Genomic DNA, 13,307 nt, shown 5'->3' on the forward strand with positions numbered 1-13,307 from the left:
GAACAACGTGACATCGATCATCAGCGGCGACCGCGCGATCAGTTATCCCGAGATTCACGCCCGCATCGCGCGGACGGCGGCAGGATTTATGACGCTCGGCCTTGGCGCCGGCACGCCGGTCGCCATGATGCTGCGCAACGATTTTGCGTTGTTCGAGGTTTCCGGCGCTGCCGCAGCCCTCGGCAGCCCCGTGGTGCCGATCAACTGGCATCTGAAGGCGGAAGAAGTCGCCTACATCCTGGCCGACAGCGGCGCCGAAATCCTGGTCTGCCACGCTGATTTATTGCCGCAGATCCGCGACGGCCTGCCGCCTCATTTGAAGCTGTTCGTGGTGACGACGCCGCCGGAAATCGCGGCGGCGTTTAACGTCACAACGCCGCTGACGCGCGTCCCCGATGGGATGACCGACTGGGATGACTGGCGCGACACTCACGCCCCGTCGCAGGCGCCCGCGATCGGCAGCGCGCCGATGTTCTATACTTCCGGCACGACCGGCCTGCCCAAGGGCGTCCGCCGCAAGCCGATGCAGCCCGAACAGCAGGCGGCATCGGCGCGCGTCGGCACCATCGCCTACGGCATCAAGGCAGGCGACGACCAGGTCATCCTGATGAACGGCCCGATGTACCATTCGGCGCCGAATTCCTATGGCATGCTGGCGTTCCGCAACGGCTGCACCATCGTTCTGGAGCCGCGCTTCGACCCCGAGGACATGTTGCAACTGATCGCGCGCCATCACGTCACCCACATGCACATGGTGCCGACGATGTTCGTCCGCCTGCTACGGTTGCCGGATGAGGTGAAGCGCCGTTACGACCTGTCGTCGCTGCGCTTTATTGTGCACGGGGCGGCGCCCTGCCCGCCGCAGGTCAAGCGCGCCATGATCGATTGGTGGGGCACTGTCGTTCACGAATATTTCGGCTCGACCGAAACCGGCATTCCGGTGTGGCATTCGGCCGAGGAGGCATTGGCAAAACCCGGCACCGTCGGCCGCGCCATCGAAGGCGGCATCGTCAGGATTTTCCGCCCCAACGGCGAACTGTGCGAGGTCAACGAGCCCGGCGAGATCTTCATGCGCCAGGTCGCGACCTCGGATTTCGATTATCACGGCAAGGCCGAGGCGCGCGCCGAGGCCGGGCGTGATGGATTGGTCAGCGTCGGCGACGTCGGCTATCTCGACCCGGACGGCTATCTGTTCCTATGCGACCGCAAGCGCGACATGGTGATCTCGGGCGGCGTCAACATCTATCCGGCGGAAATCGAGAACGCGCTGATCGGCATGGACGGCGTGCGTGACTGCGCGGTGTTCGGCGTCCCCGACGACGAGTTCGGCGAGCGGCTGTTCGCCTGCATCGAGCCGGAACCGAATGCTTTGCTATCGCCCCGCGCGGTGCAGGAATTTCTGCGCGGACGGCTCGCCAATTTCAAGGTGCCGAAGGACATCCAGTTTCTCGACGCCCTGCCGCGCGAGGCCAGCGGCAAGATCTTCAAGCGCAAGCTGCGCGATCTCCATGCCGAGGGCGGCCTGCGCGCGGCGACGTAAGAAACCGTTCTGCTCGTCATTGCGAGCGAAGCGACGCAATCCATCTCTCCGCGCCACTGGACAGATGGATTGCTTAGTCGCTGCACTCCTCGCAATGACGGGGTGAGCATTCCAAACCGAACAGTGTTTGAAGCGAACAACGTTTTAAACGCTATCTGCTGTTGCAAAGCGGTCATCGAACCGGGCAATGATCGCGGGCCACATGATGAGCAGGGATCAAGCCAATGCAGTCCACCGACTTCGTCGTCGCCCGCAACGATCTGCAGCAATGCAAACTGATCGAGACGCAACTGCCCGACGCCGCAACGCTTCCCGATGAAGCGCTGCTGGTTAAGGTCACGCGGTTCGCGCTGACCGCCAACAACATCACCTACGCCGTGCTCGGCGATCAGCTCAAATACTGGCAGCTGTTTCCGGCGCCAAAGGATTTCGGCAACATTCCGGTATGGGGATTTGGCGAGGTGATCGCCTCGAAACATCCTGGCATCGCCGCCGGCGAAACCCTGTTCGGCTATTTCCCGATGGCCACCTATCTGGTCATCGAGGCCGCCGACGTCAGCAAGCGCGGCTTGCGCGATGCCGCCGCGCACCGGCAGGGGGTGGCGCCGGTCTACAACGCCTATGCGCGCGTCAGCGGCGACCCGGCGTTCGCGGGCAGGCAGGGCGATTATCAGGCGCTGCTGCGGCCGCTGTTCATGCTGTCGTTCCTGGTCGACGACTTCCTTGCCGAGAATGAAGATTATGGCGCGAAGCGCGTGATGCTGTCGTCCGCCTCCAGCAAGACCGCGTTCGGCCTCGCCCATCTCCTGCACGCGCGGGGCGTCAAGGTGATCGGGCTGACCTCGGCCGGCAACACCGCCTTCGTCACATCGCTCGGCTGCTACGACGAGGTCGTAACCTATGATGGCGTGACGGCGCTGCCGGCGGATTCGGCGGTCGCCTATGTCGACATGGCCGGCAACAGCGACCTGCGCGAACGTTTGCACCGGCACTTCGGCGACCAGATGAGATATTCCGGACAGGTCGGCCTCACCCACCGCGGCATTTCGCCTGACGAACCCCAATTGCCCGGCGCCAAGCCGACATGGTTCTTCGCGCCGGACCAGATCCGCAAGCGGGCGAGGGAATGGGGACCGGGTGGCGTCGACAAGCGGTTCGGCGCCGCATGGAGCGGCTTCGCGCCGAAGCTCGACCAGTGGCTCGATGTGACCGAGGGGCGCGGGCCGGCCGCGGTGCAGGCGACCTATCTCGATACCCTCAACGGCCGCGTGCCGCCGAACCTGGGGCATATTCTGTCGTTGTGATAGCGTTTTCGATCACCCGCCAGCGTATGACCGATATCTCCTCACGCCCTTTCTGCGCCGTCCCGAATGGGTATAGGCTCAGTGACAGGGAAAACGCCGCACAGACGGCCAGTGACGAGAAACGCTCATGCTCGACAAGACCGAGGATATTTCGGTTGCGACCGACAACTGGCTCGCGCAATTCGAAGAGGCGTTGACCAGGCCCGACGACGGCTTGCTGAAAACCCTGTTTTGCCAGGACAGCCATTGGCGCGACGTGCTGGCGCTGAGCTGGAACATCCAGACCATCAACGGCGCCGACGGCATCTTGAGCGAACTCAAGACGCTTGCGGGCAACACAACGCCACGCGGCTTTGCGATCGATCCCGGCCGCCGCGCGCCGCGCCAGGTGATGCGCGCGGGCACAAATAGCATCGAGGCGATTTTCAAATTCGAGACCAAAATTGGCCGCGGCAACGGCATCGTCCGGCTGGTCCCGGATGCGGCCGACGGCAAACTGAAGGCCTGGACGCTGCTCACCGAGCTCGGCGAGTTGAAAGGTTTTGAGGAACAGCTCGGCGCCCAGCGTCCGCGCGGCAGCGCCTATTCGCGCGATTTCCGCGGCCCCAACTGGCTCGACCTGCGCAACGCCTCGAGCGCCTATGCCGACCACGACCCGACCGTGCTCGTCATCGGCGGCGGCCAATCCGGCCTGAGCATCGCCGCCCGGCTGAAGCAATTGAATGTCGATACGCTGATCGTCGATCGCGAGAAGCGCATCGGCGACAACTGGCGCAAGCGCTACCATGCGCTGACGCTGCATAACCAGGTCCAGGTCAACCACCTGCCCTATATGCACTTCCCGCCGAACTGGCCGACCTATATCCCGAAGGACAAGCTCGCCAACTGGTTCGAGTCCTATGTCGAAAGCATGGAACTGAACTTCTGGACCGAGACCGAGTTCGAGGGCGGCAGCTACGACGAGAGCGAAGGCCGCTGGACGGTGACGCTGCGCCGCGCCGACGGCAGCAGGCGCACCATGCATCCGCGCCATGTCGTGCTGGCGACCGGCGTCAGCGGCATTCCGAGCATGCCGGAGATTCCCGGTCTCAAGGACTTTGCCGGCAAGGTGATGCATTCCAGCCAGTATGACGACGGCGAGAACTGGAAGGGCAAGCGCGCCATCGTGGTCGGCACCGGCAACAGCGGTCACGACATCGCGCAGGACCTGCATTCGAGCGGCGCCGACGTCACCATGGTTCAGCGCTCGTCGACCCTGGTGGTCAGCATCGAACCCTCGGCGCAACTGGTCTACACGCCCTACAACGACGGCACGCTGGAAGACAACGACCTGATCGCAACCTCGATGCCGCTGCCGGTGGCGCGCAAGAGCCATGCGATGACGACCTATAAATCGAAGGAGCTCGACAAGGACCTGCTCGACGGCCTGGCGCGCGCCGGCTTCAAGCTAGATTTCGGCGAGGACAATACCGGCTGGCAGTTCAAATATCTCACCCGCGGCGGCGGCTATTATTTCAACGTCGGCTGCTCCGACCTGATCGTGAAGGGCGATATCGCGCTGAAGCAATTCGCCGACATCGACAAGTTCGTCGCCGGCGGCGCGCGGATGAAGGACGGCAAGACCGTCGCCGCCGACCTGGTGGTGCTGGCAACCGGCTACAAGCGCCAGGAAGAGCTGGTGCGCAAACTGTTCGGCGAGGGCGTGGAGAAGCGCGTCGGCACAATCTGGGGATTCGGCGACGGCCAGGAGCTGCGCAACATGTATACGCGCACCGGCCAGCCCGGCCTGTGGCTGATCGCCGGCGGCCTCGCTCAATGCCGCATCGGCTCCAAGCACCTGGCGCTGCAGATCAAGGCGATCGAGGAAGGGCTTCTGCCACGGGGCGTGGGGCCGCGGGCGGTGACGGCATAAATCCATCAACGTCATTCCGGAGCGATGCGCAGCATCGAACTGTGATGCGCAATTGCGCATCTGAGAATCTCGAGATTCCGGGTCTGGTCCTTCGGACCATCCCGGAATGACGGCAGCACTCAGGGGGGCACACACATGCCGACCATTCTCGGCTCAGGCGACCATCGCTACCGCGTCGTCGAGAATTTCGCGAAACTCCCCGACGGGTGGCGCTTCACCGATGTCGCGTCGGTCGCGGTCGACAGCAAGGATCGTCTCTATGTGTTCAATCGCGGCGCCCATCCGATGGTGGTGCTGGATCGCGCAGGCAATTTCATCACCAGCTGGGGCGAAGGGCTGTTCAATCGCGCCCATGGCCTGCACATCGATGCCGACGACAATCTCTATTGCACCGATGACGGCGACCACACCGTGCGCAAATGCTCGGTCGACGGCAAGGTACTGCTGACGATCGGCATCCCGAACAAGCCGGCGCCGTTCATGAGCGGCGAGCCGTTTCATCGCTGCACCCATACCGCGCTGTCACCGAAGGGAGAGATTTACGTCTCGGACGGCTACGGCAATGCCTGCGTCCACAAATATTCGCCCGACGGCAAGCTGTTGAAGACCTGGGGCGAACCCGGCACCGATCCCGGCCAGTTCAACATCGTCCACAATATTGCAACCGACGCCGACGGCTTCGTCTATGTTGCCGACCGCGAGAACCACCGCGTCCAGGTATTCGACGGCAACGGCAAATACGAGACGCAGTGGAACAACCTGCATCGCCCCTGCGCGCTGTGCCGCTGCGGCGGCAAGCAGCCGACCTTCATCATCGGCGAGTTGGGTCCGGGCATGAACGTGAATCGCAAATCGCCCAATCTCGGCCCGCGGCTTTCCATCGTCGACGCCAAGGGCAACCGCGTCGCGCGGCTTGGCGGCGAAAACGGGCCGGGCATCGAGGCCGGCAAATTCCTCGCGCCGCACGGCATCGCGATCGATTCCAGAGGCGACATCTATCTCGGCGAAGTCGGCGTCACCGACTGGAAGACCAGCTTTCCGGACACCCCGATGCCGCCGGAAGTCGGCGTCACCCGCTGCCTGCAGAAACTGGAGAAGATTTAGGGGCTTACGGTCAAGCCCCCACCGCCTCGCGCCGGCGCTGTTCGGATTCTTCCGCATAGCGCTTCATGGCGTGGGCCTCCGTCAGGGTCCCGATCGGACGGCGCTCGCCGCCGGCCTCCACCACCGCCAACGATTCGGCTTCGGCGGCGTCGAATACGGCAATGGCTTCCTGGATGTTCATGACGGGGTGCAGCACCACCTCGCGGTGATGCAGGAAATCGATCAGGCTCTTGTCTTCATCGACATCGGCCGCGTGCGCTTCGGCAACCAGCGCCAGCCCGACGTAATGGCCCTCACCGTCGATCGCGACCACTTGCGTCTTGGAGCCGAGCGGAAACTTCGCCCGGAATTCAGCGATTCGAATATTGGCATTCACCGTGGTCAGGTCGGGCCGCATCAGCCGTCCGACCGTGAGGTCCCGAATCCAGCCGACATCGGCGGCGCTGCGAATGGTCTCGCCGCGCAGATGCAACCGCCAGGTCGCAAAGGAGTAGCCGAACAATTCGCGGGTGATCAGCGTCGAGATGATGACCGCGACCAGCACCGCGGTGGTGAGCCAGAGATTGCCGGTCGATTCCAGCGCGATGAACGACATCGTCAGCGGACCGCCGACCACCGAGGCCGACAGCGCGCTCATCCCGATCACGGCATAGACGCCAGGTTCGAGATGGAAGCCCGGCACGATCGCGTCGACACCGGCGGCGAACAGCCGCCCACCCAGCGCGCCCATCAAGAGCGTGGCGAAAAACAGCCCGCCGCGGAAGCCGCTGCCGAGCGAGACGATCGAGGCCAGGGCCTTGAGCAGGAACACCCCGGCAATGACCGCCAGCGGCAACGAGACGATCCCGGTGAAATGCAGCGCGCCATGTCCCGACGACATCACCAGCGGCGTCCATAGCGCCATGGCGCCGACGACGAGACCGCCCAGCGCCGGGCGGAGCGGCGGCCATAGCCGGATCTTTGCCAGCAACGTCTCGCACAACGCCACGCCGCGCATGATCGCGATCCCGAACAGCCCCGCCAACAGCCCGAACAGGGCGGCAATCGCCAGATCGCGCCCGCGCACATCGCCGAACGATTCGATGCCGATGCCGAGCGACAGCGCCGAGAAGCCGTGGGTAACGAAATAGCCGGCGACGGCGGCGACGCCGACCGGGGTCAGACTGGCCGGCGTATAGCCGCCGATCACCAGTTCGAACGCATAGAAGGCGCCGGCCAGCGGCGCCCCGAATGCACCGGCGATCGCGGCCGCAGCACCACAGCCGACCATGACGCGCTGGTCGGCCCGGCGCAGGTGAAATCCGCGCCCCAGCGAGGCGGCGAGCCCGCTGGCGAGCTGGGTATAGCCGGCCTCGAGGCCGACCGAGGCGCCGACGCCTGAGGACCAGATCGTCTGCAGCGCCACGATCACACTGCCGCGAAACGACATCCGCCCGCCATGCAGGGCATTGGCCTCGATCGGGTCGATCTCGCGCGCCGGCCGCCAGCGCGCGATCAGCAGGAAGGCGATGCCGAGCACGAGCCCGCCCAGGCTCGGCACCAGCAGGGCCCGCAGCGGCTCGATCGAGAGCTGGCTCGAAAGCCGCTCCCGGATCGAAATATTGAACAGGAGGGCGTGCAGGCCCGCGACCGCCACGCTCATGGCGACCACCACCGCCCCGCTGACGGTTCCAACCAGCGCCGCGAGGATCACCAGGCTGATTTCATGCGCGCGGACGAAGGCCCGCAGCCGGCGTGGCGCCTCCAGATAGCGGCTCTTGGTCGTCATAAGGCGGGTCCGTCTGCGGCGGGGGCGGTGTTACCGCCCCGTTTAGCGGTGTTTGCGCCAAGGATGCAATTGGGCAGGATCGTGGCGGCCGCGGATAAGGCCCGGAACGCTCTTCACAATCCCGTCACGCTGATTGTAGTATGCAGACGCAATGCTGCTTCGCAGCTAACATGGGAGTCAGGAGCGTTACTTGAACGCACATGTCTCGCAAGGCGGTTGGCCGGTACTGGTGCTCAACGCGGATTTCCGGCCGCTGAGTTACTACCCGCTGTCTCTCTGGTCGTGGCAGGACGCGATCAAGGCGGTGTTTCTCGATCGCGTCAATATCGTCGAGCACTACGACCGCGCGGTGCACAGCCCGACCTTCGAGATCCAGCTTCCGAGCGTGGTGTCGCTCAAGTCCTTCGTCAAGCCGACCACCCACCCCGCCTTCACCCGGTTCAACGTGTTCCTGCGCGATCGCTTCTCGTGCCAGTACTGCCACGCGCATGACGACCTCACCTTCGATCACATCATCCCGCGCAGCAAGGGCGGCCAGACCACCTGGGAGAACGTGGTCGCGGCCTGTTCGCCGTGCAATCTGCGCAAGGGCAACCTGACGCCGCAGCAGGCGCGGATGTTTCCAAGGCAAACCCCGTTCGCGCCGACCGTGCACCAACTGCACCGCAACGGACGTCTGTTCCCGCCGAACTATCTGCACGATAGCTGGCTGGATTATTTATACTGGGATACCGAGCTGGATCCGTAAGGGGTTCCGCGTCTTGACTCACCGCAGCTTCCGTTGGTGAAGTGTGATGTGGCGGCGAACCGCCGCACTCGAATCACAAGAGCGGCATCAAGACGCCCGATAACGGAAACGCCCCCAATGCTGATCCCCATCGCCGACGTGCCGCGGTGGTATGCCGACCGCAAACCGAAGGATGCCGTCGCGGTCAGCCATGGCGCCGATGAACTGACTTGGGAACAACTCGAGCGCAACGCGAATGCCCGCGCCCGCGCCTTTGCCGCCAAGGGTGTCAACCAGGCGATTTCGTCGCCATCGGTCTGCCCAACAGCAACGCGTTTTTCGAGACCACCTTTGCGGTGTGGAAATGCGGCGCGACGCCGACGTCGCTGACCTGGCGGCTGCCGCGCGGCGAAGCCGCAGCCGTGCTCGACATCCTCAAGCCGTCGCTGGTGGTCGGTGGCCAGCCGGACTGGAACGCGCCGAATTCGCTGCCGGCCGATTTCGTACCCGAAGGTTTTTCGGACGAGCCGCTGACCAACCCGGTGGCGCGGTACTGGAAGGCGATGACCAGCGGCGGCTCGACCGGACGGCCGAAGGTGATCCTCGATCATATGCCTGCAGTGCACGACACGGCGGTCGCCTCGGGGCTCGGCATTCCACAGAACGGCTCGCTGCTCAATCCCGGCCCGCTCTATCACAACGCCCCGTTTATCGCGACGCACGTGGCGTTGTTCTCCGGCAGCCGCGTCACCGGCCTGGTCAAATTCGACGCCGAGGAAACGCTGCGCCTGATCGAAGCCAACCGGGCGCAATGGGTCAATTTCGTGCCGACCATGATGCACCGGATCTGGGCGCTGCCGGATCAAGTGCGCAACGGCTACGATCTTTCCAGTCTACAGATCGTGTTTCATATGGCCGCGCCGATGCCGCCCTGGCTGAAGGAAAAATGGATCGAGTGGCTGGGGCCGGAGCGGATCTACGAACTCTATGGCGGCACCGAACGGCAGGGCGCCACGATCATTACCGGCGTCGAATGGCTGGCGCACAAGGGCTCGGTCGGCAAGATCGGCGATACCAGCCGCCTGAAGATCGTCGGCGACGACGGCAATGAGGTCGCCACCGGTGAAACCGGCGAGATCTATTTCCTGCCCAATGACGGCGCCGGCAGCACCTATCACTATCTCGGCGCCGAAGCGAAGCGCCGGTCCGACGGCTGGGAATCGCTCGGCGACATCGGCAGGCTCGACGCCGACGGCTACCTCTATCTCGGCGACCGGCTCGCCGATATGATCCTGCGCGGCGGCGCCAATATCTATCCGGCCGAAGTCGAGGCCGCAGTCACGGCGTATCCGCAAGTCCGCTCCTGCGTCGTGGTCGGCCTGCCCGATCCGGAATTCGGACAGCGCGTGCACGCGATCCTCGAGCTCGACCCCGCTACCGATGCGCAAGCGGTCGCCGACGGCATGGGCGCGTTCCTCGCCGATCAACTCAGCCGCTACAAGCATCCGGAGAGTTTCGAGATCGTCTGCGTCGGCCTGCGCGACGATTCCGGCAAGGTTCGCCGCACCCTGCTGCGCGACGAGCGCGCCGGTTGGATGAAGGAAAATCGTGCCTTTCGGATCACGCCGCACCGCGCGCAGGCGAAGGCCGAGTAAAGGCGGCGCGTCGATTGGCCGGCGCGGACCGGCCCCGCCGGTCGGCACCGCCACCGGCAATGGAACATTTGTGAACATGCCTGTCTTATCAGTCGCGCCGTGACTCATTTTGCGAGACACTTTAAAGGCGGCCGTTTGCAGCATAGATTGTCATCAGTTTCACGCGCTTTCGTTCCGTGGATGCGCACCGGTTGGCCAGGAGACCGTCGATGCCCTCTTTGACCGAATGGAAAGTGCCGCCGGCCAACCAGCCGCGCCCGGGCGATTACAGTTTCGACCTGGACCATGCGCTGTCGTCGGTCGTCGGACTGCATTCGATCATCCCGCCCGACGCGTTCAGCGCGGAAACACTCGGCACCGAGCGCGCCGGCAATGGCGTGCTGATCGATGACGGATTGGTGCTGACCATCGGCTATCTCATCACCGAGGCCGAAGCCGTCTGGCTGCATCGCGGCGACGGCCGCGTGGTCGAGGGACACGCGCTCGGCTTCGATTTCGAATCCGGCTTCGGGCTGGTGCAGGCGCTCGGCAGCCTCGACCTCGATCCGCTGCCGCTGGGTTCCTCCGCCGCGGCCCAGATCGGAGACCGCGTGGTGGTCGGCGGCGCCGGCGGACGCACGCGATCGGTCGCCAGCCAGATCGCGGCCAAGCAGGAATTCGCCGGCTATTGGGAGTATCTGCTGGATGAAGCGATCTTCACCCATCCCGCGCATCCGAACTGGGGCGGCACCGGACTGATCTCGAGCCGCGGCGAACTGCTCGGCATCGGCTCGCTGCAGCTCGAACGCGAGCGCGAGGGCAAGGCCGAGCATGTCAACATGATGGTGCCGATCGACCTTTTGAAACCGGTGCTCGACGACTTGCGCAAGTTCGGCCGCGTCAACAAGCCGTCACGGCCCTGGCTCGGGATGTTCTCGACCGAGATCGACAATCGCGTCGTGGTGGTCGGGATCGCCAGCAAGGGTCCGGCGGCGCGCGCCGAGCTCAAGACCGGCGACGTCATCCTCGCCGTGAACGGCGACAAGATCACCAGCCAGATCGGCTTCTACCGCAAGCTATGGGCGCTCGGACCTGCCGGCGTCGATGTGCCGCTCACGGTCTATCATGAGGGCGTTACCTTTGATGTCACGCTGACCTCGACCGATCGCGCCAGGCTCTTGAAGGCGCCAAGGTTGCACTGAATACGCCTGCATTGAAGCGAGAGAGTTGCACATGAGCGAGGCCGTGGTGGACGACATCGTGGCCGTGCTGCCGCCACTGCTGCAATCGCTGGAATCGCTCGGCTTCGTCGCCCGCCATCTGAACCCGCCGGATTTCGGCCGCGTCATGCAAGCCGCAGGCTCGCCCGACGCGGCGTTACGCGCGGCCCGTCCGCGGCTGGCGCACTGGCCCGAGGAATTCGCCGGCATCGGAGCCGCGCTCGCATCGGCCAGCGATGCGGCGCTGGCCGCATTCGATGGCCTGCGCACCGTGCAGAACGGCCATGGCGATCTCGTCAGCGTGTTCAAGGCATTGCGTTACGCACCGCGCGCGCAGGAGGCGCTGTATGCGCTGTCGGCAAAGCTGCCGCCGGTCAGCGAATTCTTCGTCGACCCGCATTTGCGCGATGACGCCGATCTCGCGGCCCGGCTCGCCGCGCCCGCCAACGACAACACCGGAATTTTTCACGACGCCAATGAGCCGGGCAGCCGCGGCGGCTTCTCGGTCTACGTTCCCGAATATTATACGCCCGATCGGGCATGGCCGCTGGTGATGGCGCTGCACGGCGGCAGTGGCAACGGCCGCGGCTTCCTCTGGAGCTGGCTGCTCGATGCCCGCAGCCGTGGCGCCATCCTGATCGCACCGACCGCGACCGGCGATTCTGCCAACAAAAGCACCTGGGCACTGATGGGCGACGACACCGATACGCCGAACCTGATGCGCATCCTCGAACAGGTACGGTCGCGCTGGAATGTCGATGCAACGAGAATGCTGCTGACCGGCATGAGCGACGGCGGCACCTTCTGCTATGTGACGGGGTTCGAGAGCGCCTCGCCGTTCACCCATCTGGCGCCGGTGTCGGCGACTTTTCACCCGCTGATGGCCGAAATCGCCGATGCCGAACGGCTGCGCGGTCTGCCGGTCCATATCGTGCACGGCAAACTCGACTGGATGTTTCCGGTGCAGGTGGCGCGGCAGACCAGCCAGGTGCTGTCCGCGGCCGGCGCCGACGTCACCTATCGCGAACTCGACGACCTCAGCCATTGCTACCCACGCGAGATGAACGCGGAGATACTGGCCTGGCTCAACCGCGCATGACGGAGCCGGCGGCGCTTCGCACGCCGCCGGCCTTGTCATGTCTGGAAGGCTTCAGCCGTTGACCCTCGGACGCAGCAGGTCGGAAAGTCCGACCCGGTTCAGCATTTCGTCGCGGACGCGGTCGATCACGCCGAAAGCAACCTCGGCGCCATCACGGGTCGGATCGACATGAACGCGGAACGGACGCTTGCCGAATGGCATGTCGATAACCTCCACGATGGCATCGGCCACCGACGAAGCATCCGCATCCGCGGGCACAATCGCGGCGAACGCCTTCTGCAGTTGCTCGCCGAAGCCGGCATAGGGACCGGCTTCATATTCCGCGACCCGCCTGATCGGCCGGTGCGCCCGCATGGGCGAAATGATTGGTGCCGCCGGTGAACGCTCCCGGCACAATGATCGTGGTTTCGATGCCCCAACGCGTCAGCTCGCGGGCATAGACCGCCGCCATCGCATCCATGCCGGCCTTGGCGGCAAAATACGGCGACAGATACGGCGGTGTGCCGCCGGCCACGCTGCTGGAGGACACCCAGACCAGCAATCCGCGGCCCTGCTTGCGCAGCTGCGGCAGCGCCGCGCGGTTGACGCGCTGGGTCGAGAGCACGTTGACGTCGTAGAGTTCGGCGAGTTGCTCGGGCGTGAACGCTTCGGCCGGACCGAACGACATGTGACCGGCATTGTGCATAACGACGTCGAGGCGCCCCTGCTCGGCAACGATTTGCGCAATCGCCGCATCGGCCGAGGCCTGCGAGCCGACATCGAGTTCGATCGCATGCAGATCGACGTTGTTATCCCGGGCATGCTTCTCGACATCGGCAACCTGGGGCGCGTTGCGGCCCCTGGTGTCGCGCATCGAGGCGTAGACCGTGTGGCCCGCTTTGGCGAGCGCATTGGCGGAGAGCCGGCCGAAGCCGCTGGAAGCGCCGGTGATGACGATAACCTGTTTCATGACACGTATCCTTTTCAAGGACGAGATGTTGATCGATGATGGAAAGGTTG

At 64.6% G+C, this 13,307-nt stretch carries 8 protein-coding genes and 2 pseudogenes; 8 read left to right on the plus strand and 2 right to left on the minus strand.

The annotated features are described in order from the left end of the window. The first annotated feature begins 7 nt into the window (after positions 1–7). From FFI89_RS31130 to FFI89_RS31145, 4 genes are all read left to right on the plus strand, one after another. Positions 8–1,540, plus strand: a complete 1,533-nt coding sequence (locus tag FFI89_RS31130) for an acyl-CoA synthetase (protein WP_246669301.1) — start codon at positions 8–10, stop codon at positions 1,538–1,540. A 224-nt stretch (positions 1,541–1,764) separates the two neighbouring features. Continuing rightward, a complete protein-coding gene (locus FFI89_RS31135; protein WP_138831308.1) occupies positions 1,765–2,844 on the plus strand; it encodes a DUF2855 family protein in 1,080 nt (359 codons plus the stop codon). A 127-nt stretch (positions 2,845–2,971) separates the two neighbouring features. Beyond that, positions 2,972–4,756, plus strand: a complete 1,785-nt coding sequence (locus FFI89_RS31140; protein WP_138831309.1) for an NAD(P)/FAD-dependent oxidoreductase — start codon at positions 2,972–2,974, stop codon at positions 4,754–4,756. Positions 4,757–4,891: 135 nt separating this feature from the next. Continuing rightward, positions 4,892–5,860 carry a peptidyl-alpha-hydroxyglycine alpha-amidating lyase family protein gene (locus FFI89_RS31145; RefSeq protein WP_138831310.1) on the plus strand — a complete coding sequence of 323 codons (969 nt, stop codon included), beginning with the start codon at positions 4,892–4,894 and terminating at the stop codon, positions 5,858–5,860. 10 nt (positions 5,861–5,870) lie between these two features. Here the strand turns inward: FFI89_RS31145 and FFI89_RS31150 are convergent, their stop codons facing one another. After that, entirely contained in the window at positions 5,871–7,628 is a 1,758-nt protein-coding gene (locus tag FFI89_RS31150; RefSeq protein ID WP_138831311.1) for a chloride channel protein, read from the minus strand. A gap of 190 nt (positions 7,629–7,818) precedes the next feature. On the opposite strand from FFI89_RS31150, the gene FFI89_RS31155 reads away from it, so the two are divergent. The 4 genes and pseudogenes from FFI89_RS31155 (at position 7,819) to FFI89_RS31170 (ending at position 12,308) form a co-directional block, all read left to right on the plus strand. Then, positions 7,819–8,376: an HNH endonuclease gene (locus FFI89_RS31155; RefSeq protein ID WP_138831312.1), complete on the plus strand. Its 558-nt coding sequence runs from the start codon at positions 7,819–7,821 to the stop codon at positions 8,374–8,376. Positions 8,377–8,493: 117 nt separating this feature from the next. Beyond that, positions 8,494–10,010 (plus strand): annotated as a pseudogene (locus tag FFI89_RS31160) (AMP-binding protein). A 209-nt stretch (positions 10,011–10,219) separates the two neighbouring features. Continuing rightward, a complete protein-coding gene (locus FFI89_RS31165) occupies positions 10,220–11,191 on the plus strand; it encodes a S1C family serine protease (protein WP_138831313.1) in 972 nt (323 codons plus the stop codon). A 31-nt stretch (positions 11,192–11,222) separates the two neighbouring features. After that, positions 11,223–12,308: a phospholipase gene (locus FFI89_RS31170; protein WP_138831314.1), complete on the plus strand. Its 1,086-nt coding sequence runs from the start codon at positions 11,223–11,225 to the stop codon at positions 12,306–12,308. A 51-nt stretch (positions 12,309–12,359) separates the two neighbouring features. Here the strand turns inward: FFI89_RS31170 and FFI89_RS31175 are convergent. Then, positions 12,360–13,257: pseudogene (locus FFI89_RS31175) on the minus strand (SDR family oxidoreductase). Positions 13,258–13,307: the final 50 nt, after the last annotated feature.

This window comes from Bradyrhizobium sp. KBS0727 (assembly GCF_005937885.2).
GTDB lineage: Bacteria > Pseudomonadota > Alphaproteobacteria > Rhizobiales > Xanthobacteraceae > Bradyrhizobium.

Excerpts from the sequence above, each read along its gene's own strand:
- FFI89_RS31135 (WP_138831308.1), top strand. The coding sequence starts at position 1,765 with ATGCAGTCCACCGACTTCGTCGTCGCCCGCAACGATCTGCAGCAATGC.
- FFI89_RS31140 (WP_138831309.1), top strand. The coding sequence starts at position 2,972 with ATGCTCGACAAGACCGAGGATATTTCGGTTGCGACCGACAACTGGCTC.
- FFI89_RS31145 (WP_138831310.1), top strand. The coding sequence starts at position 4,892 with ATGCCGACCATTCTCGGCTCAGGCGACCATCGCTACCGCGTCGTCGAG.
- FFI89_RS31150 (WP_138831311.1), bottom strand. The coding sequence starts at position 7,628 with ATGACGACCAAGAGCCGCTATCTGGAGGCGCCACGCCGGCTGCGGGCC.
- FFI89_RS31165 (WP_138831313.1), top strand. The coding sequence starts at position 10,220 with ATGCCCTCTTTGACCGAATGGAAAGTGCCGCCGGCCAACCAGCCGCGC.
- FFI89_RS31170 (WP_138831314.1), top strand. The coding sequence starts at position 11,223 with ATGAGCGAGGCCGTGGTGGACGACATCGTGGCCGTGCTGCCGCCACTG.